At 70.8% G+C, this 21618-nt stretch carries 21 protein-coding genes and 2 pseudogenes; 15 read left to right on the plus strand and 8 right to left on the minus strand.

The genetic code is table 11. The annotated features are described in order from the left end of the window. Positions 1-3: 3 nt before the first annotated feature. From BBK14_RS18520 to BBK14_RS18530, 3 genes are read left to right on the plus strand one after another with little or no spacing between them, the layout of a single operon-like run. A complete protein-coding gene (locus tag BBK14_RS18520; RefSeq protein ID WP_071064242.1) occupies positions 4-861 on the plus strand; it encodes a GvpL/GvpF family gas vesicle protein in 858 nt (285 codons plus the stop codon). Further along, positions 858-1547, plus strand: a complete 690-nt coding sequence (locus BBK14_RS18525) for a hypothetical protein (protein WP_071064244.1) — start codon at positions 858-860, stop codon at positions 1545-1547. The genes BBK14_RS18520 and BBK14_RS18525 overlap by 4 nt, the downstream gene beginning before the upstream one ends. After that, a complete protein-coding gene (locus BBK14_RS18530; RefSeq protein WP_071064246.1) occupies positions 1544-2560 on the plus strand; it encodes an SRPBCC family protein in 1017 nt (338 codons plus the stop codon). Before BBK14_RS18525 ends, BBK14_RS18530 begins: the two co-directional genes overlap by 4 nt. 81 nt (positions 2561-2641) lie before the next feature. Here BBK14_RS18530 and BBK14_RS42890 read toward each other — a convergent pair whose 3' ends face one another. The 4 genes and pseudogenes from BBK14_RS42890 to BBK14_RS18545 all read right to left on the minus strand — a co-directional run bounded on the left by BBK14_RS42890 (position 2642) and on the right by BBK14_RS18545 (position 5452). After that, positions 2642-3277, minus strand: a complete 636-nt coding sequence (locus BBK14_RS42890) for an Orn/Lys/Arg family decarboxylase (protein WP_338045481.1) — start codon at positions 3275-3277, stop codon at positions 2642-2644. Further along, positions 3260-4089, minus strand: a pseudogene (locus BBK14_RS42895) (aminotransferase class I/II-fold pyridoxal phosphate-dependent enzyme); the annotation flags it as partial. The pseudogene BBK14_RS42895 and the gene BBK14_RS42890, both read right to left, overlap by 18 nt. Positions 4090-4152: 63 nt before the next feature. Further along, entirely contained in the window at positions 4153-4470 is a 318-nt protein-coding gene (locus BBK14_RS37810; RefSeq protein WP_131627578.1) for a hypothetical protein, read from the minus strand. Positions 4471-4951: 481 nt separating this feature from the next. Further along, positions 4952-5452 carry a hemerythrin domain-containing protein gene (locus tag BBK14_RS18545; RefSeq protein WP_071064250.1) on the minus strand — a complete coding sequence of 167 codons (501 nt, stop codon included), beginning with the start codon at positions 5450-5452 and terminating at the stop codon, positions 4952-4954. An 892-nt stretch (positions 5453-6344) separates the two neighbouring features. Between BBK14_RS18545 and BBK14_RS18550 the strand changes: the two genes are divergently transcribed. From BBK14_RS18550 to BBK14_RS40270, 3 genes and pseudogenes are all read left to right on the plus strand, one after another. After that, positions 6345-7307 (plus strand): Rieske (2Fe-2S) protein, encoded by a 963-nt coding sequence (locus tag BBK14_RS18550; RefSeq protein WP_071064252.1) that lies wholly within the window; start codon positions 6345-6347, stop codon positions 7305-7307. A 307-nt stretch (positions 7308-7614) separates the two neighbouring features. Beyond that, entirely contained in the window at positions 7615-8028 is a 414-nt protein-coding gene (locus BBK14_RS18555) for a DUF2267 domain-containing protein (RefSeq protein WP_020461522.1), read from the plus strand. A 586-nt stretch (positions 8029-8614) separates the two neighbouring features. Continuing rightward, positions 8615-8806, plus strand: a pseudogene (locus BBK14_RS40270) (IS3 family transposase); the annotation flags it as partial. Positions 8807-8848: 42 nt separating this feature from the next. Here BBK14_RS40270 and BBK14_RS18560 read toward each other — a convergent pair. From BBK14_RS18560 to BBK14_RS18575, 4 genes are all read right to left on the minus strand, one after another. Further along, positions 8849-9385, minus strand: coding sequence for an FHA domain-containing protein (locus BBK14_RS18560; RefSeq protein ID WP_071064254.1), 537 nt, complete (start codon positions 9383-9385; stop codon positions 8849-8851). A 65-nt stretch (positions 9386-9450) separates the two neighbouring features. After that, positions 9451-9918: a Rieske (2Fe-2S) protein gene (locus BBK14_RS18565; protein WP_071064256.1), complete on the minus strand. Its 468-nt coding sequence runs from the start codon at positions 9916-9918 to the stop codon at positions 9451-9453. 84 nt (positions 9919-10002) lie between these two features. Next, on the minus strand, positions 10003-10572 hold the full coding sequence (locus BBK14_RS18570) for a DUF6529 family protein (RefSeq protein WP_071064259.1): 570 nt from the start codon (positions 10570-10572) through the stop codon (positions 10003-10005). A gap of 140 nt (positions 10573-10712) precedes the next feature. Next, positions 10713-10973, minus strand: coding sequence for a hypothetical protein (locus BBK14_RS18575; RefSeq protein ID WP_071064261.1), 261 nt, complete (start codon positions 10971-10973; stop codon positions 10713-10715). 129 nt (positions 10974-11102) lie between these two features. On the opposite strand from BBK14_RS18575, the gene BBK14_RS41355 reads away from it, so the two are divergent. The 9 genes from BBK14_RS41355 (at position 11103) to BBK14_RS18610 (ending at position 21529) form a co-directional block, all read left to right on the plus strand. Next, positions 11103-11396 carry an AAA family ATPase gene (locus BBK14_RS41355; protein ID WP_275078500.1) on the plus strand — a complete coding sequence of 98 codons (294 nt, stop codon included), beginning with the start codon at positions 11103-11105 and terminating at the stop codon, positions 11394-11396. Further along, complete coding sequence (locus tag BBK14_RS41360; protein WP_275078501.1) at positions 11350-14187, plus strand: helix-turn-helix transcriptional regulator; 2838 nt, start codon at positions 11350-11352, stop codon at positions 14185-14187. Before BBK14_RS41355 ends, BBK14_RS41360 begins: the two co-directional genes overlap by 47 nt. A 131-nt stretch (positions 14188-14318) precedes the next feature. Continuing rightward, a complete protein-coding gene (locus tag BBK14_RS18585; RefSeq protein WP_241831642.1) occupies positions 14319-15221 on the plus strand; it encodes a tetratricopeptide repeat protein in 903 nt (300 codons plus the stop codon). Next, positions 15218-16174, plus strand: coding sequence for an MbnB/TglH/ChrH family RiPP precursor modification enzyme (locus BBK14_RS18590; protein ID WP_071064265.1), 957 nt, complete (start codon positions 15218-15220; stop codon positions 16172-16174). The genes BBK14_RS18585 and BBK14_RS18590 overlap by 4 nt, the downstream gene beginning before the upstream one ends. After that, on the plus strand, positions 16140-16433 hold the full coding sequence (locus BBK14_RS18595) for an Os1348 family NHLP clan protein (protein WP_235014073.1): 294 nt from the start codon (positions 16140-16142) through the stop codon (positions 16431-16433). Before BBK14_RS18590 ends, BBK14_RS18595 begins: the two co-directional genes overlap by 35 nt. Continuing rightward, positions 16430-17533: an MvdC/MvdD family ATP grasp protein gene (locus BBK14_RS18600; RefSeq protein WP_071064269.1), complete on the plus strand. Its 1104-nt coding sequence runs from the start codon at positions 16430-16432 to the stop codon at positions 17531-17533. The genes BBK14_RS18595 and BBK14_RS18600 overlap by 4 nt, the downstream gene beginning before the upstream one ends. Next, positions 17530-20382: a cyclic nucleotide-binding domain-containing protein gene (locus BBK14_RS18605; RefSeq protein WP_071064271.1), complete on the plus strand. Its 2853-nt coding sequence runs from the start codon at positions 17530-17532 to the stop codon at positions 20380-20382. Before BBK14_RS18600 ends, BBK14_RS18605 begins: the two co-directional genes overlap by 4 nt. Positions 20383-20462: 80 nt before the next feature. Then, complete coding sequence (locus BBK14_RS35520) at positions 20463-20627, plus strand: hypothetical protein (protein WP_198541332.1); 165 nt, start codon at positions 20463-20465, stop codon at positions 20625-20627. Continuing rightward, positions 20624-21529, plus strand: coding sequence for a hypothetical protein (locus tag BBK14_RS18610; RefSeq protein ID WP_071064273.1), 906 nt, complete (start codon positions 20624-20626; stop codon positions 21527-21529). The genes BBK14_RS35520 and BBK14_RS18610 overlap by 4 nt, the downstream gene beginning before the upstream one ends. The last annotated feature ends 89 nt before the right edge of the window (positions 21530-21618 follow it).

The raw sequence follows: 21618 nt of genomic DNA on the forward strand, positions 1-21618 counted from the left end.
GCCATGCCTGTCGTGCTGTACGGAATCGTCCGGGCAGGCCATCCCCTCCCGGACCCAGACCCGGACGCGACGCTCGGCATCGGCCATCCACCCGCGCCACTGCGGCTGGTGCGTTCGGGCCCCCTCGCCGCGGTCGTCAGYGGGACGGCGGACATCGGCGAGCTCGGGGAACAGGAGGCCGTCAGACACCTGGAGATCCTCCAGCGGCTGCTCGTCGACGGCCCGGTGCTGCCGGTACGGCTGGGAACCGTCGCGCCGGACGAGGACGCCGTCCGGACGGAGGTACTCGAACCGGTCCGTGACAGCCTTCCCGAGCAGCTGGACGCGATCGACGGCCTGGTCGAGCTGCATGTCGACGTCGAAGAGGCGGAACAGACCGAGCTCGCGGAGGCGGTGGCCGCCACCTCGCTGGCCCACGCCCCGCCCCCGGAGGACCTGGACGGCCGGATCCAGCTGGGGCAACAGATCGCGGAACTCGTCGTCGCGCGCCGCACGGAACAGGCGCGGGCGATTCTGGACGAGCTGCGCCCGCTGGCACACGCGGACCGGCCACGCAGGCACCACGGGGGGCCGGAGGATCCCGCTTTCAGCTGGGCGTTCCTCGTCCCCGCCGACGCACTGGCCGACTTCGACGCCGCTGTGGAGCGGATCCGTGCGACCCGGCCGCACCTGACCGTCGAGTACGTCGGACCGCTACCCGCGGTCGACTTCGTCGAGTTCCCCGCCCGAGTACTCACCGAAGCCCGCGAGGCCGCCGCGGACGGCGGCTCCTTCGGCGGGTCGGGCCGATGGGGCTGGGGCGAGGACAGAACCGGGTCCGACCGACCGAGCAAGGCCCGGGAGAGAGAGGAGCTTCGATGATCAACGTCAAATGTGCCCTGGCACTCGCGGGAGGTTATGTCCTCGGCCGGACGAGGAAGGCCAAGGCGGCCATCGGCCTCGGACTGTGGATCTCCGGTCGCAACTACCACGCGAAGGACGTCGTGCGCGACCAGGTGGTCCGGCTGTTGCACTCCGCGGACGGCGAACAGCTGATCAACCAGATCAAGGGGCCGGCCACGGAAGCCGGCCGGCGCGCCGCGGTGGCGGTGTACGAGGCCCAGATCGGTCGACTCTCCGATGCCCTGACCAAGCGCACGGAACGGCTGACGGCGACGCTGGGCGACTCGGAGAAGGTTGTCCGGAACTCGGAGAAGGTTGTCCGGGAGGGAGCCGAGGCCGCCGTCGGAGGCCTCGTCGGTGCCGTGACGCCCGGTAAGCTCCGTGATCGCAAAGGCGGCGGTCAGCCGTCCTCGGAGCGCACCGACGAACGTGGCCCGAGCGGCAACGGCCCGGTCGACGAGGACCACGCTGAAACACAGAACGCCACCGGCCGCGACAGGACGGAAGCGGGCCGCGCGGCCGATCAGGACGACAGCGACAAGGGCGGGACGGAGCCGGCCGCCGAGCGGCGGGTCCCGGACAGGTCCGCCGGACCGCGCCGGGACACCAGCCGCGAACCACTCGAGCGGGCGGCGCAGGGATCCACCGGTGGAGGTGCGCGATGACCCGGACGACGGAGCAACCGGACGGCCTGGTCGGCGCCCTCCTGCGCAGTCCAGCGAGCAAGAGGCTCGCCGACCAGGCGGGAAACCTGGCGAAGGCGGGCGGCACCCGGCTGGCCGGGCGGGTCGGTGAGCGACTCACCTCCAGCACGGACAAACTCAACGGTCTCAGCGACTCCGGCGGGCAGATCTCGTCCCTCGCCAAGGGTGCCGGAAGACTGGCCGAGGGCCAGTCTCCACTGAAGGCGGCGGCCGGGACGATCATGTCGAACATCAAGGACAAGGTGAAGGGGGCCTTCGGCGCGGCCAAGGGCAAGGCCGGCGGGAAGAGCGGGCCACCCAAGGCGATGAACATCGAGGAGTCGGTGGACATCGGCGTCCCGGTGTCGGTCGCCTACGACCAGTGGACGCAGTACCCCGAGTTCGCCAAGTTCATGAAAGGCGTCGAGGCGGTCGAGACCAAGAGCGAGACCGATCAGAACTGGCGGATCAAGGTCTTCAAGTCCCGGCGCAGCTGGCAGGCGAAGGTGACCGAGCAGGTCCCCGACCGCCGGATCGTCTGGACATCCGAGGGAGCGAAGGGCTCGGTCAAGGGCGCCGTCACCTTCCACCCGCTCGCCGACGACCTGACGCGCGTGCTGCTGGCGATGGAGTACTACCCCAGCGGGTTCATGGAGAAGACCGGCAACCTGTGGCGCGCCGGTGGGCGACGGGCCCGGCTGGATCTGAAGCACTTCCGCCGCTTCGTCATGTTCAGTGGGGAGGCCACCGGCTCCTGGCGGGGCGAAATCCGGGACGGAAAGGTCGTTCGCTCCCCGGACGAAGAGCAGTCCGAACCCCGCGAAACCCGGCGATCCGAACCCCGCGACACCCGGGAGGAGGCGCGGAGCTCGGAAACCACGCAGGCCGCACAGGACAGTGACGACCAGGGCGCGGCGACGTCCGAGGAATCCGAGGTGCGGGCCGGGTCGAAGTCCGACCAGCCCGCCGGTGCCGACGAGCCTGTCCGAGCCTGAGGCGGCCTCGTGGCCGGGCGTTACGGCCGTGTTCCGGGGCAGGCCTCTTGCGCAGGGCCACATCGTCGCGGACGTCTTCCGTCAGGTTCGAGTGACCTGGATCGTGGCCAGCGCTCGGTCAGCGGCGTCGGGCACGGCCATGCCCGCTGACACACCGCTGAGCAGGTAGCGCAGCACCGGTCCGGTGATGCGCTCACCCGGCAGTACCACCGGGACACCAGGCGGGTACGGGGTGAGTTGTTCGGCCGCGACCCGACCCACCGCCAGCTCGGGTGGGACAGCTTCGGTGGGACCGAAGAAGGCGTCGCGCGGCAGATCGACCGTCTCCAGCTCCAACTCGGTGGGGTCCGGTACCTCGACCGGCGTCGGGCGCTCGAGGTCGGGCGCGGCGTCGACAAGCCGACGCAGCGCGGCCAGCAGACGCCGCCCACTGCGGGCGTCGTCGGCGAAGGTGAACTGTGCGCAGACCCGCCGGTGATCACACATCCCCATGTCCAGCTGGGCGTGCTGGCGTAGCCAGTCCGCGGCCTGATAGCCGCTGATCTCCAGCCCCGCGGTGTCGATGACGATCTGAAGGCGGTCCAGGTCATGGGACGCCTCAGCGCCGCACAGCTCGTCGGTCATGACGTGCAGCCCCGGCAGCTGCTCGATACGAGCACGTAAACCGTCGGCGAGATCGAGAGCGGCCCGCAGCAGGGTAGAGCCCTGTTCCACCATCTGCCGGCGCCAGCCGTCCATCGCCGCGTACAGCAGGACGTTGGGGCTGGTCGTGGCCAGCAGGTCGGCGCAGGCCCGCAGATGCCGGGGGTCGATGAGGTCGCCCTGCAGGTGGAAGACCGACCCCTGTTCGAAGCCGGCGCCCATCTTGTGCACGCTGACCACACAGACGTCCGCACCGGCGTCCATCGCCCACGTGGGAAGATCGCGGTGGAAGGGCAGGTGGGCACCCCACGCCTCATCCACGATCAGTGGACGGCCACGACGATGGCAGATCCCGGCGATCGCGGAGATATCGGCACACGTRCCACAGGGCGTCGGGCTGGTCACCAGCATGCCTGCCGCGTCCGGGTAACGCTCCCAAGCTGCCTCGACATCCCCCGGCGACGGTGGATGAGCCAGGTGCCGCCCGGCGTCCCACCGCGGACGTACCCAGCGCGGCCGCAGACCGGACAGGATCAGCCCGGCGATCACCGACTTGTGCGCATCACGCCCGACGAGGAGATCGCCTCGGCAAGCATCGCCGCCTTGACCGACAGCGAACTGCCGCAGGTGGAGAAGAAAGTGTGTTCGGCCCCGACCGCGTCCGCCATCAGCTCCTCAGCTTCCGCGACGAACCCACCTGAGGTCTGCCGGTCGTCAAGCCCGGACGCCGCGAGGACATCACCACGGAACGCGTCGTCTCCCAGGACCGCGCGGACCCTGAAGTCCGCGCCCCGGCCCTGCTTGTGCCCGGGCGGCGTGAACCCATAGCGACCGAGTCGGTGATAGTCAGCGAGCGCGTCCAGGATCGGTGTCTGTGCGTGATTCATCCCCCACCGATACCCACGACACGCATTGCTCACCCAAGTTCCAGCTCTCCCGATGTGGCCCGCTTAGCGACGGACGCCGGTTCGCCGGTTGATCTCGTTGGCGAATCTGGTGTTTGTGGACAGATTCTCGAACGGCGGATTCGCGGCGTCCTCCGTCGCGATCAGGTCGGGCTGATTCCCGAACCGGACGGGGGAAACCGGATCGGTGGTGTCAGCCCCGGCCATGGCCGGGGCCGCGTCTTCCGGCGGCATCATGGGCAGGGCTTCGTCTGGGCGGCCTGCGCCCCACTCGCCGGCGGACTCGCCAGACGGCGTTGCAACACGACTGCGCATGCGAGCAAGCCGCCCGACGGCAAATCCAGCCCAGAGTGCCGCCACCACGAGAAACGCGACCCTGCCATGAGCGTTCCCGCGAGCCTCCGGACGCTGTTGTGAAAACATCTTTTGCCTCTCGAGATCTTTAGTACCGACAGGAGGTCCCGACTCACGGATTCTCCCGAAACTTTCGGCTGTGCACCGAAAACAGCGGGAATCGTGTCCGGCCCGACCGCGCGCCGCTGACGCATGCCAGGAGAACATCCGCCTGTACCGTTCACCCCGGCTTGGCCTCGCCGATCACAGGTACCAGGAACCGCCCGGCCGGCTGCGGCGTCATCGCAGAAGTTTTACCCGGCCGTTCCTGCACCTGCTCCGGCCGCTGCTGTCCCCTGTCCCTAAAACCTCGGGGCACCGGACGGGACGAGGAAGGGCCCCTCGCCGGCACGGCGGGGTTCGTCCCGCTGCGCCCCGTCGGCGGCGGCCCCGCGACGAGCAGAACCGACGGTCCGCGATGACGCTCCACTGCGGGTGACGAACCCGTCGACTACTTGATGACGGCGTCGATGGTCTTCTTGATCGCGCTTGGCTGGGCCGGGCTGTGTGGGGCCTTCTCCTTCGCCTCCAGCAGACGTTCCCCGATCTCGGACAGCTGCTTGCGACCGAGCTTCTCCCGGACCTTGGGGAACCAGCCCTCTTCCTCCTCCTCGATGTGGCGCGTCACATTCTCGATCAGAACGGTCGTCTTGGCACTGAAACGTTCCGCGTCGGGCGGAAGAGCGGCGAGTTCCACGGCCAGCAGGTCAGCCATGTGGTGCTCCTCATACGACTCGAGGATCTCGTCCTCCAGGTCGGGCAGAAGGCTCCGCACCTCCGGATACATGACCTCGTTCTCGATATAGGTGTGCACGGTGAGCAGCTCGATGATCTTCTCGACGAGCTTGCCCTTTGCGGTGACGGCTCTGTCTCCCACCTGCTGGAACTGCTTGAAGGCGGCCTTGATGTCCTTGTGGTCGGCCTTCAGGAGCACGATCGCGTCCGTCGACATCGAGCTTCCTCCGAAATCTTGTCCTGGGTGGGCGCTCGTTGCGGCGCGTCCCCCCGACGCTGGCCGTCAAACGCACGGCGGCGCTCAGGCTTCGCCTCGCCGCCGGCCCGAAACCCTCTGTTCACCGGTAAGCCTGCCCGGATACTCGACCGTTCACCCCGTGACGGGGCACGATCCACGGCGAAACGTGCACCCGACCCTGACTCGGCTGGTGCGGCTCACGGGTCCCTGATTCGGTCGTGGCGGGCGGGGGACCGTGAGGGACATGGCCCGCGACGCCTCCGGCGGCCCGGAGATCACCGCGAAAGACTTCCGGACCTGGTCGGCGACCGTGCTCGCGGCGGTCGCACTTGACCATGAGCGCGCCGCTGGCTCGCGAGAGGGCCTCCCCGAGCGCGCGCAGACGCGCCGTCACCCGGATGTGCAAGGAGGTCGGTCGACCTGGCCGCGCCAGGCTCCGGTCTCGCTGCCGCGGCTCTCGATGAACGCCTTGAACCGCTTCAGATCGGCCTTCACCCGCCGCGGGAGGTCGCCAGAGACCTCGACATACCCGGCCGTCTCGTCATGTCCACCGCGCCGGCGCCAGGACAGCCCAGCAGGACGACATGCGTCAGGAAGGTGGGCAAGCGCCGCCTTCGTCACCGACCGCCCGCCCGATGTCGGAGGACGCCATTGCCGCACCTCCCGCATCACGGCTGATGCGTCCGTTCTGACCCAGGTCTGTTCGAAAGCCGCCGGAAGCAAACGGGAACGTGTGCCGGGCCTTGGCACGGGTACGCGTCCGTTGCACGCCACCCGGCGCCAGCGGCTCGCCGGCAAGCGCCGATGCCGGTGGCGAGCGGCTGGCGCATCGCAGCTGGCCAGGTCGTGAAGCGTGCGAGAAGAGGTCGACATGCGCGGATCCGAACGGCTGCTCGATCGGCTTGAGCGAGAGCAGAGGCTTGATGCCCCTGCGGAGGCAGTCTCGGGCTTCTGGTCGGCGGCGCTGCGCTCCGAGCGGTTGCGCGATGTGCTCAGCGGCCGGCAGCTCGGGCATCCGCTGCATCCCGCGGCGATCCTCGTCCCGGCGGGGACGCTGCTGAGCGCGACGATGCTGGACACCACTGGTGGCGCCGCCCTCCGCCCGGCCGCGCGACGGCTCGTCGGACTCGGCCTGCTGTCGGCCGGACCGGCCGCGCTCGCCGGGTGGTCGGACTGGCTCGACACAAAGGGCGCCGAGCGCCGGGTCGGGCTCGTCCACGCCGCTTCCAACGTGGTGGGACTCGCAAGCTACGCGATCTCATGGCGCCAGCGTCGTCGCGGCGCGCGTGGGCTGGCCGCCAGTCTCGCGGGTGCGGCCGCCCTCGGCCTCGGCGGCTGGTTGGGTGGTCACCTCGCCTACGCGCTGGGGGTGGGGGTGGACACCACCGCGTTCCAGCGGGGGCCGGCCGAGTGGACGGACGTGCTGGCGGCCAGCGAGGTCACCACGGAACTGCGGCAGGTCGAGATCGATGGGGTGCCGGTGCTGCTGACCAGGGTCGACGGTCAGGTCGTCGCGATCAGTGACCGCTGTACCCACCGGGGAGGCCCGCTACACGAGGGCGAGCGCACCGGCGGCTGCGTGCGCTGTCCCTGGCACGGAAGCCAGTTCGAGTTGGCCTCCGGCGAGGTCGTCCAGGGCCCCGCCACCCGTCCGCAGCCGGTCTACGAGGTCCGCGAGACCGGCGGGCGGGTCGAACTCCGCCGCTCGGAGGTCCGGACGCTACGCGCCAACCCCGTCGGACCGTCGCCCAGCCCGGACGCACGGCTCCGGATCTCGACCGAAGGCCAGGCGGTGACCAGCGCGGCCATGCATCGCACGACCCAGCACATATGACGAACCACACCCCCCGGGTGCGAGACCCGAGCGCCCGTCGCGGTCCGGCCCTCCCGCCGGATCGGCATGCTGGTGACACCTGCCCAAAGGTCTGGAACGCCTCGCAGACCGGCGCTGTCGATGCCGTCGTCGTCGGTGATCAGCGCGCGCAGGCGAGGACTGCGCCGTCCGCGAAGGCGGGACGGTTTCGCGGACGGCGCCGCGGGGAGGGCGATGACGGAAGGAGCAGCTGACGGCGCATGGCCGCCACCGAGGCCGAGATCCGGGTGTCGGGACACCCCACAGGCCCGCTCGGAGCGGGCCGCTGATGGGAGAGGTGAAGCTGTTGAAGCAGGACGAGATCGTCTCCGCCGTTCGCGGGACCGCCCGGATAGACAGCGTCGAGCACGCCGAGGCCGCCGTGCGGGCGACTCTGTCGGTACTCGGCGAGCGGTTGTCCGGCGGGGAGACCAAGGACCTGGCCTCCCAGCTCCCGTCGCCGTTCGCCCAGGCGCTGCCGCCAGCCGGCCGTGGCGAACGGTTCGGGCTCGACGAGTTCTATCGGCGCGTCGCCGAGCGGGAAGGCGAGGGCTGCGACGAGGCGCATGCTCGCCAGCATGCCCGGGCGGTGGTCGCGGCGCTGAAGGCGTCGATCAGTCCGGACGAGTTCGAGGACGTCGCTGGACAGCTCCCCAGCGACTACGCCGACCTGCTGGGCCGCGAGCCGGTCATCCACTACTGACCACGGACCGCACGCCCCTGTGCGCTACTCGAATCGGAGAGGCCTGCCGTGCTCGCGGCGGTGCGTATCGCAGCACGGTTCCCGTCGAACTCGTGCTGTCGCACTGTGACGTCTCCGTCCGCTGCGATCGCGACGAACACCTCGCCGAGCCGGAGCGCTTGCACCCGCGGCTTCTTCTTTGGTTCTCACAAACTATGGAGAATCACGCGGTGGCCGCCCCCACTTCACGCCACGCCGTATCTACGCATAGAGACCACACGGCGATCACTGGGGCTGTAGTGCTAGTTGATCTCAACGGGGAGAAAAGGCCCGATCAGAGGTGGTGGACAGAACCGGGCACAATACGAACCGCCACCTCACCATCCCCGGCCCTACGATCATCCCCCGGCCCTATGATCATCATCCCCGACCACAGGAACAGGCCGTCTACCAAGAGCCAGTAGCCGGACACTCCCACGCTCCACGCGACGATCCCCAGCACGGGGCGTTCCTGGACCGGGTGCTGTCGCACGGCCGCACGCCGGGGCGCTTCAGGGCACGCGTCGCCCGACCTCGGCGCGCAGCGCCCATTCCCGGGCCGCCGCGCGAGCGTCTCATGCGCGCCGCCGGGCTGACCGGGGCGCCGCTCGGCGGGGCCAGCCCCGGACCATCCGCGCCGATCCGGTCGCGGTGAGGCCGGCGGACCTGGTGGACCGGCAGTTCGCCGCGGACCGGCCGAACGCTCTGTGGGTGGCTGACTTCACTTAATGTTCCGACGTGGGACGGGATGGCCTATGTCGAGGCTGACGCCCGCACCCAGCTGACGCCCTGTCAGAGTTGATCAGGTAAGCGCGATCAGTGCGCCGACGGCGAAGGCGGCTGCCGCCAGCCACGCCAGGGTGGGGAACGCGCGAGCCCAGCGCGGTGGCGCTGCCGTCTTGACCGGGGCCGGGACGGCGGCTGGTCCGGGTCCCACCGGGCGCAGCCGCCCGGCTGCCAGCGGGCCGCCGCCGGCCAACACGGTCGCCATGTCGCCGACGTCGCGACCCGGTCCGGGCTGGGCTGGTGGTCTGGCCGCCGAGCGTTGCGGGACGAGCACCAGTTCCGGGCCGTCGGCCGCGCCGAGCCGCACTCGGACCTCGTCGAACTGGACGCGCACGGTCGCGGTCCGCCGCCCGTCGCACCACATGCCGTTGGTGCTGAGGTCACGCACCGTCCACCCGTCCCCGCTGGGTTCGAGCTCGACGTGTCGCCGCGACACCCGGCTGTCGGCGACGACGACGTCCGCGTCCCGCCCACGCCCGACGACGGCCAGTCGTTCGCCGGGCAGTATCACCTGGGTGGAGGGCGTCCGGACACGCAGCGGTACCGGGCTCATCGGTTCCCCATTTCTTCGGTCGGCAGGTCGGGCCGGTCGGGCCGGTCAGGGCCGGTTGTTCGAGGTCAGGCGGTGAACACGGTGTCGTCCTGGACGACGACAGCCACCGGCGCCAGCGGGGCCTTCGCCGGACCGGCCACCGGTGCCCCGGTCGCCGCGTCGAACCTGCTCCCGTGGCACGGGCAGTTGATCGTGCCGCCCGCCACCGAGCCGACGGTGCAACCCTGGTGGGTGCAGACGGCCGAGAACGCGAGCACCTCGTCGCCGGCACTGCGCGTGAGCACGACGCCGACGTCGTCAAGAACCAGGCCACCGCCGGTCGGCACCTCGGCGAGGCCGGCAAGGCGCTGCCCGCCCCCCGCCCCGGCGCCGCCACCGCCGTTCGCGGCCGCCGTCGCCGGTTTCGGCTCGGCCGCGTCGCTGCCGCTCGCGACGACGTAGCCAGCGACGCCGGCGACCACAGCCACCAGGCCGGGTACGGCCCGGCGCGACAGCATCCCCGCCGGGGCCGCCGGGTGTGCCGCTTCTGACATAGTGCCCTCCGTGTTCGGTTGTCCGACGACCCACCTGAACGCCGAACGATGATCGAGATGACTCGGCTGATCGAGATGGCTCGGTTAGACGTGCGGGATGCCCGAGCGCGTGAAGAACCACAGTGACGCCGTCAGCCACAGCACGACGAGGGCGGTGAGCACGGCGGAGCCGAGCACCGGCAGTGCCCATCCGGGCAGCCCTTTCGTCCGCAGGCCGATCATCTTCGCCGCGTAGGCGCCGTAGAACGTGCATCCGGCGAGGCTGTGCAGGAACACCCGCGAGTCCGCCGTGGCGAAACCGAGTGACCAGATGCAGTGAAACGCCACCGGCAACGTGAAGATGAACGCCGCGCTACCGCTCCACCGGTGCAGGATCGCCGCCCACGCCGGAGCCGACCCGGCACCGGGCAGTCGGCCCCACATCCACAGTGCCGTGGTCAGTTGCACCACGAGCAGCAGCGCGGCGGCCGTGGTGAACCAGGCTTTCATCGGCAGCGGGCCGGAGAAACCGAGCGTGTACAACGGCCGGCCGGCCGGATCGTGCGTCTTTGTGTACACCCCGAGTGAGACGGCTACCGCGGCGCCGACGAGCAACACGCCGGCGATCCCGATACCGCCCGTCGCCGGTCGAGCCCGTTCACTGGCCGTCGTCATGATCAGCCTCCATTGACGCCCTGATTCACACGGTCCTGGTTCCCACGGTGCCGTGGGAACCAGGACAAACCTGTCGTGCCGGGACAGCGCGAAAACATCGGGGGAACCCCTGGCACGGACAAGGCACGCCGGTCCTCCGATCAGGGGATCGGCACCTCGGCGACGTGCACCACCTCGGTCCGCGACGTCAGGTACGCCGGCAGGTAGCCGAGTGCGGCGCTGGCGTCCGCGGCCTCCACCGTCCAGAAGATCGTGTGCCGGGCGTCGGCGGCCTGGCCGTTCCTGCCGCAGGAGGCGAGCGCCCGGCCGTGGCGCAACGGGCTGTCGAACCCGCGCCAGGCCGCGAACGCGAACCGGCATTCGGCCGGCTCATGTCGGTGACACAGGATGTAGGTCGCCATGAACAACAGCGTGGCGCCGGCGACGCGACCGGGTACATCAGGGAACCTCCTAGGTCCCGACCATCTCGGGCCTGTCGCACCGACGACCCGGGTACTGGATCGCTGGCCGGCAGGGACGACAATCGCCCGATGGGGGAACGGGGTTCGCTGGTCGGGCGTGACCGGGAAATGGCCGCGGTGGGCGCCGCGTTGGACCGGCTCGCCTCGGCGCGGCGCCGGCCAGGTTTCGACTGGATGGAGATCCGTGGCGAGCCCGGCATCGGTAAGAGCCGCCTGATCGGCGAACTCACCGAGCTTGCCGACGCCCGTGGCCATCTCGTACTGCGGGGCCACGGCGCCGAGCTCGAACAGGACATTCCGTTCAACGCCCTCGTCGATGCGCTCGACGACTACCTCGGCGCGGTTGCGCCAGCTCGGCGCTGACCGGCTCGACGAGCTGGCCGCCGTGTTCCCGGCGTTGCGCTCGCTCGGGACCGTGCCGACCGGCAACACCTCCGAGATGCAGCGCTGGCAGACCTACCGGGCGGCGCGAGCGCTACTCGAGCTGCTCGCTGCCGACCGGCCGCTGGTGCTGGCCCTGGACGACCTGCACTGGGCCGACACCGCGTCGGTCGAGCTCGTCGCTCACCTGCTCCGCCGGCCGCCGAAGGCGCGGGTGCTGCTGGTCGTCGCGGTGCGGCCCCGCCAGGTGCCGAAGGCGCTGGCCGCGGCGTTGTCGGCCGCGGAGGCGTCCGCCGTTGTCGCGGCCACCGACGGCCAGGCCGGGACGAACTCACACGCGACCGTGGGCGTTCGACTGGAGCTTGCCCCGCTGTCGCCCGAGGACAGCGACTCGCTACTCAGTCCGGTGACCCGTGACCCGGCTGTCCGGCGTCGCTGGTATCGGGAGAGCGGCGGTAACCCGTTCTACCTCGAACAGCTTGCCCGCACCCGCACCCGCACCCCCACCCGCCCGCTGTCCGCAGCTGCCGGGCCGTCCTCCGTACCGCCGGCGTCGGCGGCCTCGACCGGCCTCGACGGACCGGACGACGTGCCGCCGGCGGTGACGGCGGCGGTCGGCGCCGAGATCGCACAGCTGCCCGAGGTCGTACGGCGGTTCGCGCAGGGCGCTGCTGTCGCCGGCGAGGTGTTCGAGCCGGACCTGGCCGCCGAGGCCGCCGCGCTCCCCGAAACCGACGCCTTCGAAGCACTCGACACGCTGGTCGCGGCGGACGTGGTGCGACCGACCGAGATGCCGCGCCGGTTCACGTTCCGGCATCCGATCGTGCGCCACGCCATCTACATGTCCGCCGGGCCGGGCTGGCGGATCGCCGCTCACGCACGAGCGGCTGATGCGCTCGCCGCCCGAGGCGCCGCGGCCACCGCCCGAGCCCACCACGTCGAGCGTGCCGCCCGTCCCGGCGACGAGGCCGCGATCGCGCTGCTGACCAAAGCGGCCGCGGCCAGCCGGCTACGCGCGCCGGCAGCCGCCGCGCACTGGTACGCCGCCGCGCTCAGACTGTTACCGGGCGGTGAGTCGAGCCCCGGCCAAAGTGCCGACGTCGACGTGGACGCGGACGGCGGGTTGCGGCGACTGGAGCTGCTGTCCCGGCTGGCTGCCGCACTCGACGCGAGTTACCAGCCGCAGCAGGCCCGCGTGGTACTCGACGAGATCATGGGTCTGATTCCGCGGGAATTCGGTGCCGAGCGGGCTCATCTCGTCGCGCTGCGCTCGGCGGTCGACCACGTGCTGGGCCGGCACGGCGAGGCGCGTGCCCTGGTGTTGGACGCCGTGGCGAGCGCCGAACCGGGCACCCGAGAGAGCTGTCTGCTGCGGCTTCAGCTTGCCATCGACCATTTCTACACCGGTGAATACGATGGGATGCGCCGCTGGCAGCAGGAAGCGCACGCGCTCGCTGGCACGCTCGACGACGCCCCGCTGCTGGCCGCCTCGGCCGGACTGCTGGCGGGTGCCGAATACATGGTCGGTGACGTCCCGGCCGCGATCGCCGAGGCCGCCGGCGCGGCCCGCCGCTACGACCTGCTCTCGGACGACCAGGTCACCCCGCACCTCGACAAGCTCGCGTGGCTGGGCTGGACCGAGGCGTTCCTCGAACGGTTCACCGACGCGCTACGCCACCTCGACCGGGTCGACGCGCTGGCGCTGCGCAACGGCCGGGGCAGCATCGGCACACTGACGGCAGTCGCACGGTCGCTGGTCCTGACATTGCGGGGACGGTTGCCGGAGGCCTCGGCGGCGGCCGAAGCCGCGGTGGAGGCGTGCCTGCTCACCCCGCACCTGCCCTTCCTGTCCTGGGCGCTGGCGGCGCGGTGTGCCGCGGCGACGCTGGCGGGGGACCTCCCCGAGGCGCTGCGGTCGGGCGCGCAGGGAGCGCGGGCGGCCAACCCGGAGACTGACGCCGTCTCGGTGATGGCCGGTTCCTATTTCGCGGAGGCGCTGGTCGAGGCCGGTGAGCCCGACCGCGCCGTCGATGAACTACTGGGTGCGGCCGGCGGCGCCGAGCTGCCGCGCATCGAAGCTCCCATTCGGCCGTACTGGTACGAGGTGCTCACGCGGGCCGAACTGGCTCGCGGGATGCCGGAGGCCGCCGCCGGCTGGGCGGTGCTCGCCGAGCGGACGGCCGCCGACGCCGGCGGTGGGCTCGCGGGACGGAAGGCCTCGGCGATGCGAGCGAGAGCAGCCGTCGAGTTCGCCAGGGGACAGTCGTCGGCCGCCGCCGCGTCGGCGCTGGTCTCAGCCGCCGAGGCCGAGCGGGCCGGCCTGCCGATCGAGCTCGGCCGGTCGCTGATCGTGGCTGGGCGGGCGCTGGCCGCCGACGGGCAGAACGCGCGGGCGGTCAGCGAGCTGCGCCGGGCCGAGGCCCGACTCGACGCGTGCGGTGCCAACCGTCCCCGGGACGAGGCGGCCCGGCTGCTGCGCCAGCTCGGCGAGCGGGTGTCCCGGGGCGGTCGACCGTCGACGCGGACCCAGGCACGGGCCGCTCAGACCCTGGCTCATCACCAGACCCAGGCGGTCGTCCTCAGCGTGGCAGCCGGCACGCTCAGCACCCGAGAACGTCAGGTCGCCGAGCTGGTCGCCGCCGGCCAGACGAACCGCCAGATCGCCGCCGCGCTGTTCGTCAGCGAGAAGACCGTCGAGAGCCATCTGACGAAGGTGCTCGCCAAGCTCGGCGTCCCCACCCGAGCCGGCGTCGGTTCCGCGCTCCGTTCCTGACCGGCCCATTCACGAACCACTGCGTGGCGCTGGCCGGCACTAGGGGTTTCCCTGATGTTCGGGTGCCTCCCCGGAACCCGAAAGTGACCTTCGTGCCACATGGCACGTCGGGTCACCAGGGAGGGGACGCCGTGTGCGTTTCGCAGGGCTCGTCGAGGCTGGCCGGTTACATGGCCGACCTGCTCGACTGCAACCGGCTTGTCGCTGGCGGCGACCGGCGGGCCGAGACCTACCTTCGCCGCGGCATCGCGTTCTGGATGGTGCGTGACCACCACCGGGCCATCGCCGACCTGAGCGCCGCGATCGAGGCGGATCCCCGACTGCCCGACGACCGGCTGGCCTACGCGCACTACCGCCGGTCGGTATGCCGGCACCAGGTGTTCGACCTGGCCGGCGCCGAGGCCGACGCGTCGGCGGCGATGGCGCTCGGCCCCGTCTCGTACGTCTACACGGCACGGGCCATCGCCCGCTACTTCGACGGCGACCCGCACGGCACGCTGGCCGACGCCGAGTCGGCCCTGTTGCGCGACCCGAACGACTGGGAGGCCCGCGCGTTCCGGGCCCGGGCCCGGTTGGAGCTCGGTCTGCTGGCCGAGGCGGTCGAGGACTTCGGCTGGGTCATCGCCGACGGCCGGTGCGAGAAGTACGCCTCCGAACTGCACCTGCAGCGTGCCGAGGCGTTGCTCGCACTGGGCCGGCCCGAGGCGGCGGCGGCCGACTGCACGACCGCGATCGACGTCAGCGCGCACGAGCAGTCGCACTGGCCGTTCATCGTGCGGTCCCGCGCGCTGCGCGCCCACGGCCCCTACCTGCTGCGGGCCCGCGCCTGGCTGGCAACGGGCGACCTGCCGACGGCGCTGGCCGACTGCTTCCACGCCGCGACGATCGTGCCCGAGGACCCGGCTGTCTACGAACTGCGGGCGCAGGTCTACCAGGCCGCCGGCCTGTTGGACGAGGCGATCCACGACCTGGCGCGCGCCGCCCACCTCCATGCCGCCTACCCGGACTCGGATCTGCTGCCGGCGGCCGCATGATGATCGCCGATCTGCCCTTCCTCGGTGTCGGGCTGAACTACGAACCGCCGATGCACGACCAGTACCTCGCCCACTACGACGAGATCGACTACCTCGAACTGCCGACCGACGCGTTCCTGCTGCGGATGCAGTGGGACGACGAGGACGGCCGGACGGCCTGGCGGGACCGGGCGGTCGAGATCGCCGGCGCCTTCCCCGTCGTGGCGCACGGCATCCGGATGGGGCTGGCCGACGCCGCGCCGTACCGGACGTCCTACCTCGACCGGCTCGAGCCGTTCCTGGACCTGATCGACCCGGTGTGGTTCAGCGACCACCTCGACCAGGGGTCGGTGTCGGACGGAGCGCAGCGCACCGAGCTGATGCACGGCATTCCGATCGCCTTCACGGCAGAACAGGCGCAGGCTGTCCGCTGCAACATGCAGACCGTCACCGACCGGGTCCGGCGGCCGCTGCTCGTCGAGAACACCTGGTACGACTACATGATCAAAATTCCGGGTGCGATGGACGAACCCGAGTTCGTCCGGCAGGTGCTCGACGGCACCGACCACGGCCTGCTGCTCGACCTCACCAACACCTGGATCAACGCCCAGAACTACGGCTTCGACGTCGATGCGTGGCTGGCCGCCGCACCACTGGACCGGGTCGTCGAACTACATGTCGCCGGCGGCGAGCTGCGCACCCGGGGCCCGAAAGCGGGCACTTGGCACGACAGCCACAGCCGTCCCGTTCCCGAGCAGGTGTGGGCGCTGGTTGCGGATGTCGTCGCCGCCGCACCGGTTCGCGCGATCACCCTCGAATGGTCCAACGACGTGCCGCCGATGCCCGAGCTGCTGGGCCACCTCAGCCGGGCCCGGCAGCTTCTTCACGCCTCGCCCTTTTACCAGAACAAACATGTCGCCGCCCCGGAAGGAATATCGCATGTCACTCCAGGCAATGCAGTTCGTCATCGGTAAGGCAGCCACAGACCAGGCTTTCCGGCAGCGGCTGAAGGCCGATCCACTGGAAATGGTCGTGCACATCTCCGCGCGTTATGCCTACGAGTTCACGCCGGAGGAGGTGCAGGCGCTCGCGGCGATGGACTGGGACGGCCTTGACGGCGTCGCGCAGGACCTGGACGAGCGGATCTCGCGCGTCCGGCTGGGCGGAAGCAGTTCGCTGACGAACCCGACCTGCTCCTGCACGCCCGAGTCGGGCAGCAACCCGGACAAGTGAGCCGGCCGAGTCGGCCGTTCCTGCTCCACTTCGCCGAAGCCGAACCGTCGCCGTCGCCGTCGCCGTCGCCGGCTCGGGCGGCGGTGGACGTGCGGGACCTGGTCGCCAGGCTGATGCCGGCGTTGGCTGACCGGACAGCGGCGGAACCGGAGCCGGTCGTGCTGCTGCTGGCCTATTCGCGCAACCCGGACACGGTGCTGCTCGAGCGTGCCCTGCTCGCCCGGGGTGTGCCGTGCCGGCTGCTCGGGGCGGACGACTTCCCCACCGACGTCACGGTGACCTGGCGCGGCGACGGGAAGCGGACGGGCGGCGACGTGTTCGGCCTCGACTCGGCGCAGGTCCGGAGCGTGTGGTTCGGGCTCGCCGGGCCGACCGGTGTACCGGCCCGGCGCCTGCCACCGTTCGAAACGGGCGAATGGGCCGACGCGCTCGCTGGCTGGTGGCGGAGCTGCCCGGCGCCGTTCGTCAACGACCCGGACGCCGGCAGCCGGGCCGGCAACAAGATCACATCATTGGAGCACGCCGCGGAGGAGGGCCTGACGGTGCCGGACACGCTGGTCACCAACGACCCGGATCAGGCCTTGGCGTTCTGCCACGCCTACGGCAGCGCCGGGGTGATAGCCAAGTCGCTGAACAGCCACTACGTCGAGCTGGACGGGCGGCGCCACAGCCTGTTCACCCGCGTCCTGAGCGCCGCCGACCTCGCCCTGCTGCCGGCGACGCTGGCCGCCGCGCCCTGCGTGTTCCAGCCGCTGCTCGACAGCCGGCTCGAACTGCGGGTGACGGTCGTCGACGAGCAGGTCTTCGCCGCCTCGACCGCTACCGCCGACCTCGCGGCGGCGGGGCTGGCGGGCAGCGGTGACGTGCGGCGGGTGCGGCGCGCCGTGCCGATGACGGCTCACTGTCTCGACGACGACGTTGCTCACCGCTGCGTGCGGCTGGTCGCCGGCCTCGGCCTGCGCTACGCGGCGCTCGACCTGATCGTGACACCGGACGGCGACCACGTGTTCCTGGACCTCAACCCGCGAGGCGGCTGGTGGTTCGCCGAGCAGCGGGCCGGTCTGCCGATCAGTGACGCGGTTGCGGGGTTGCTGTCATGACGGTCAGCACGCAGGCCCAGCAGCGGCAGGCCGCGCCGGCACCCGCGGACACGGACACAGACACAGACACAGACACGGTCTGGGACCGGCTTGCCGACGCCGCCAACCCGGCCCACTACCGGCCGAAGCGGCAGAACGGGCTGATCTGGCGCGAGCTGCGATCCGCGCGGGGCGAGGAGTACGTCGTCGTCCAGAACCCCGACGCCGCGACGTACCGCAAGATCACGATGGCCGAGTTCTACCTGTTCGAGCTGATGGACGGCAGCCGCAGCGTCCAGGACCTGGTCGTCGCCTACATGATGAAGTACCACCGGTTCGCACTGCCGCTGGTCCTTCGCCTCGTGCGCAACCTGAAGGTCGGGCAGATGCTGACCGACCCGCCCCGGTTCGTGTTCGGGCCGTTGGGCGAACAGCTGCGCCACCGGCCGGTGAGCTCGTTCGCCACCGGGTTCGCGAAGTCCTTCGTCCGGCGCGAGTTTCCGCTGCACGGGCTCGACGGCCTGGTCGGCCGCGCCTACGACCGGGGCGTGTGGGTGCTTTTCACCCGGCCAGCAAAGATCGTCATGTTCGCGGTGGCGGTGCTCGGCGTGCCGCTGCTGGCCTGGTCGCTGTCGTCCTCGGCGTCGGGGCTGGCCGACCAGTCCCTCGTCGTCACGGTTCCGACGTTGTACGGCTGCCTGCTGGTCGTCGCCGTACTGCACGAACTGGCGCACGCCTTCGCGGCCAAGTCCTACGGCCGGGTGGTTCGGCGCGGCGGACTATCGATCTTCTACGGCTCGCCTGGGATGTTCGTCGACACCCAGGACATGTGGATGGAGCCGCGCGGGCCGCGCATGGTCTCGGCCTGGGCCGGGCCGTTCTCCGGGTTCGTGCTCGCCGGGCTTTCCGGCATCGTCCTGGTGGCCACGCCGGACGCGCCGTGGGCGGCAGTGGTGGCGATCTTCGGCACCGCTGCCCTGGCCGTGAACCTGGCCCAGCTCACGCCGCTCATCCAGCTCGACGGCTACTACATGCTGATGGACTGGCTGGAACTGCCGAACCTGCGAGCCAGGGCGCTGGGGTTCGTAAGGGGGGAGCTCGCCGGCAAGGTCCGTCGCCGGGAGCGGTTCGACCGCACCGAACGCGTCTTGACGATCTTCGGACTGGCCGCCGCGGCGTACACCGGCTACGTGCTCGTCCTGGCAGCCGGGTTCGCCTGGGTCCGGGCGAAGACGATGGTGAGCGACGCGGTCGCCGTGCCGAGCCTTGGCCGGGTCCTTGCCGCCACGGTGGTTCTGCTCCTGACCCTTCCGCTGCTGTACGTGCTCGGGCAGCGGCTGTGGCGGGGTGGCTCGTCGCTGGTGGTGGCGAGCCGGCGGCTGCGCCGGTTGGCCGCGGAGCGCCGCTACCGGGAGCGGGTCGCGGTGCTCGCGAACGTACCGCCGGTCGCCGACCTGGGGAAGGCGTACGTCCAGTGGATGGCGCGGCGGACCACCGAGAAGGTGTTCCGGGCCGGCACCATGGTGGTCGCTCCGGACGAGGTCGCCGAGGTCTTCTGCCTGGTGCTGTCCGGCGAGGCCGAGGTCGTCGAATCGGGTGCGAATGCCGGGACGGGGCCGGGCGCGGGAAGTGCGCTGCCCACGCTCGGCCCTGGCGATTACTTCCCGCCGCCCGGATTGCCAAGGTCGCCCTTGACCGTGCGGGCGCTCACCGACGTGCACGTGTTGCGGCTGGCCGGCGCCGATTTCTCCGACCGACTCGCTCCGCTGCTGGCCCGGCGGGCCGAGAACGACACGCGGGCCGACGAACGGGCGGAACTCGAGGGCTTCGCACTGTTCGACGGCCTCCGCACCCGTGACAAGGACACGCTGCTGGCCCACCTGCGGGCACGGAGCTGCGTGGACGGCGAGGTCGTCGTCGCCGAAGGCGACCCCGGTTCGGCCTTCTACCTGGTCCGTAGCGGGGCCGTCACACTGACACAGACCTGCGCCGACGGGCCGCCGCGAACCCTGGGCGCCGGGGACTTCTTCGGCGAGAGCGCACTGCTGCACGACGAGCCCCACGCCGCGACGGCCACGTCGGTCGGCGGGACCAGGCTGTGGGAGCTGGACCGGACGACGTTCGACGACGTGGTGTGCCGCTATTTCGGGCTGTCCCACGCCGTACGCGCATCCGCCGAAGCGGACGAAGCGGCACGTGCCGCCGAGGCGCTGGCGGGCACGGTGGCCGGCCGCTGGCTTGAGATCGAGGTCGGCGACCCGGCACCCGAGTTCACCCTCGACACCGTCAGCGGGCCGTCGCCGGTGTCGTTGTCGGACTACCGGGGCCAGGTGGTGATGCTCTGGTTCTCCCGCGGCTACAACTGCCCGTTCTGCCGGGAGTACATGGCCCGGTTGGCGCCGGCGGTCGGCGATTTCGAGCGGGCCGGCGTGCAGATCCTGCAGCTGGCGCCCAACCTCGTCGATTCTGCCCGCGAGTTCTGGCGCGACAAGGACCTGCCGTTCCCGTTCCTGTGCGACCCGGAGAAATCCGCCTACCGGCTGTGCGGCCTGCAGGACATCGGCGCCGGCGAAGCGCAGCGCAACTCGGTGCGGGGCTTCACGCGGGCGTTCACCACCGGCCAGGGCCGTACGACGATGCACGCACTCTGGCTTGACGTGGTGAACCCGTCGATCGGCGAACGGCTCGGCCACCACACGATGACGGCGATGCAGCAGGGCGTCTTCCTGGTCGGCCCGGACGGCGTGCTGCGCCGCAAATACGTCTTCGGCCCACTCGACGAACCGCCGTCGAACACCGAACTCCTCGAAGCGGCCGTCGAACTGGGATCGATCGAGCTGGCGACAACACAACTGGAGGCGGGCTCGTGAACTGTTGGGTGTGCAATCTTCCTGGGCACGCGGTCTGCCGATTCTGCGGCCGATGCGTCTGCAAGGACCACGCGAAAACGATGCCGTTCCTGCTCGAGGCCTTCGCCACCAGCCGTGGGCTGGAAGGGTTGGCCGTCGACGAGGCGATCTCGTGTGGCGTCTGCCGGCCGGCGCCCGAGCCGATCAGACTCGACTTTCTGGACCCCGGAGCGCCCGCGCCGCTGTCGCATGAGCCGACCCGATGACAGACATCGCGTCGGAACCTCGTACCGAGGCCGACCACGACTCCGCCACGGTCGCCGCAGCGGCCGATTTCCCGGTTCCCCGGCCGCTGCTCACCATGACCGGTATCGAGTTCGTCGTGCTGTTCTTCACCGGCACCGGCCTGGCGTTTCAGTACAAGCTCACGGCGAGGTTGTGGCCGTGGGACGACCTCACACTGTTCAACAGCCGGTTCCTCGGCGCCATCTACCTGACGTCGCTGGTCGCCGTGGCCTGCCTGCTCGCCACCAGGCGCTGGTCGCCGGCTCGGGTCGTCGCCCCGATGATCGGCGTCTTCACGTTGTGCGTGATCGTCGTGTCGACTGCCTACCCGTCGAGGTTCGCCTTCTCGGACCGGCCGCTGCCGGTGATCGGCTGGTTCGTCCTCTACGTCGCGCTGCCCGTCTGCGCTTTCTGGTACACGTGGCGGCTGCGTGGGCGCGCCCGGGCGGCCGGCGTCGCGACTCCGGTGGCGTGGCGCTACTGGCTTCGGCTGTTCGCCGTCCTGATGACCGGGCAGGCCGTCGGTCTGTTGGCGGCGCCCGAGCAGGTCACCGAGTTCTGGCCGTGGACTGTCGACGCGTTCCACGGCCAGCTCTACGCGGCGACGTTCCTGGCCGGCGGCGTGGGCGCGTGGCTCGTCTCGGTCCGAGCGACACGCGCCGAACTTCTCACTGTGGGGTTGACGCAGGCGTCGTTCGGCCTGTTCGCGATCGGCGGCGCCGCACTGGTCGACCTCGACACCGGTGTCGTCGAGTGGTCCGACCCCGGCACCACCGCCTGGCTCGCGATGATGTTGTTCTGCGCCGCGAGCGGCTTCGCCGTCATAGCCCGTTCACTCCAGACAGCTGGAGACAGCGAACGAGAGCTGAAGCAGGGGCACTGATGCATCGGCGAAGTCCGCCAGCGCCCGGCTGCCGATCGGTCATGATCGGGTCATGCGCCCACGGCGTGTCCGTCCACCGGCTCCGACGT

The sequence above is a fragment of the Parafrankia soli genome, from assembly GCF_001854695.1.
Lineage (GTDB): Bacteria > Actinomycetota > Actinomycetes > Frankiales > Frankiaceae > Parafrankia > Parafrankia soli.

What these genes read in the sequence shown, in the direction of transcription:
- BBK14_RS18525 (WP_071064244.1), top strand. Translation starts at nt 858, where the DNA reads ATGATCAACGTCAAATGTGCCCTGGCACTCGCGGGAGGTTATGTCCTC.
- BBK14_RS18530 (WP_071064246.1), top strand. Translation starts at nt 1,544, where the DNA reads ATGACCCGGACGACGGAGCAACCGGACGGCCTGGTCGGCGCCCTCCTG.
- BBK14_RS42890 (WP_338045481.1), bottom strand. Translation starts at nt 3,277, where the DNA reads ATGGTGGAACAGGGCTCTACCCTGCTGCGGGCCGCTCTCGATCTCGCC.
- BBK14_RS18545 (WP_071064250.1), bottom strand. Translation starts at nt 5,452, where the DNA reads ATGTCGACGGACGCGATCGTGCTCCTGAAGGCCGACCACAAGGACATC.
- BBK14_RS18550 (WP_071064252.1), top strand. Translation starts at nt 6,345, where the DNA reads ATGCGCGGATCCGAACGGCTGCTCGATCGGCTTGAGCGAGAGCAGAGG.
- BBK14_RS18555 (WP_020461522.1), top strand. Translation starts at nt 7,615, where the DNA reads ATGGGAGAGGTGAAGCTGTTGAAGCAGGACGAGATCGTCTCCGCCGTT.
- BBK14_RS18560 (WP_071064254.1), bottom strand. Translation starts at nt 9,385, where the DNA reads ATGAGCCCGGTACCGCTGCGTGTCCGGACGCCCTCCACCCAGGTGATA.
- BBK14_RS18565 (WP_071064256.1), bottom strand. Translation starts at nt 9,918, where the DNA reads ATGTCAGAAGCGGCACACCCGGCGGCCCCGGCGGGGATGCTGTCGCGC.
- BBK14_RS18570 (WP_071064259.1), bottom strand. Translation starts at nt 10,572, where the DNA reads ATGACGACGGCCAGTGAACGGGCTCGACCGGCGACGGGCGGTATCGGG.
- BBK14_RS18575 (WP_071064261.1), bottom strand. Translation starts at nt 10,973, where the DNA reads ATGGCGACCTACATCCTGTGTCACCGACATGAGCCGGCCGAATGCCGG.
- BBK14_RS41355 (WP_275078500.1), top strand. Translation starts at nt 11,103, where the DNA reads ATGGGGGAACGGGGTTCGCTGGTCGGGCGTGACCGGGAAATGGCCGCG.
- BBK14_RS41360 (WP_275078501.1), top strand. Translation starts at nt 11,350, where the DNA reads ATGCGCTCGACGACTACCTCGGCGCGGTTGCGCCAGCTCGGCGCTGAC.
- BBK14_RS18590 (WP_071064265.1), top strand. Translation starts at nt 15,218, where the DNA reads ATGATGATCGCCGATCTGCCCTTCCTCGGTGTCGGGCTGAACTACGAA.
- BBK14_RS18595 (WP_235014073.1), top strand. Translation starts at nt 16,140, where the DNA reads ATGTCACTCCAGGCAATGCAGTTCGTCATCGGTAAGGCAGCCACAGAC.
- BBK14_RS18605 (WP_071064271.1), top strand. Translation starts at nt 17,530, where the DNA reads ATGACGGTCAGCACGCAGGCCCAGCAGCGGCAGGCCGCGCCGGCACCC.
- BBK14_RS35520 (WP_198541332.1), top strand. Translation starts at nt 20,463, where the DNA reads ATGCCGTTCCTGCTCGAGGCCTTCGCCACCAGCCGTGGGCTGGAAGGG.
- BBK14_RS18610 (WP_071064273.1), top strand. Translation starts at nt 20,624, where the DNA reads ATGACAGACATCGCGTCGGAACCTCGTACCGAGGCCGACCACGACTCC.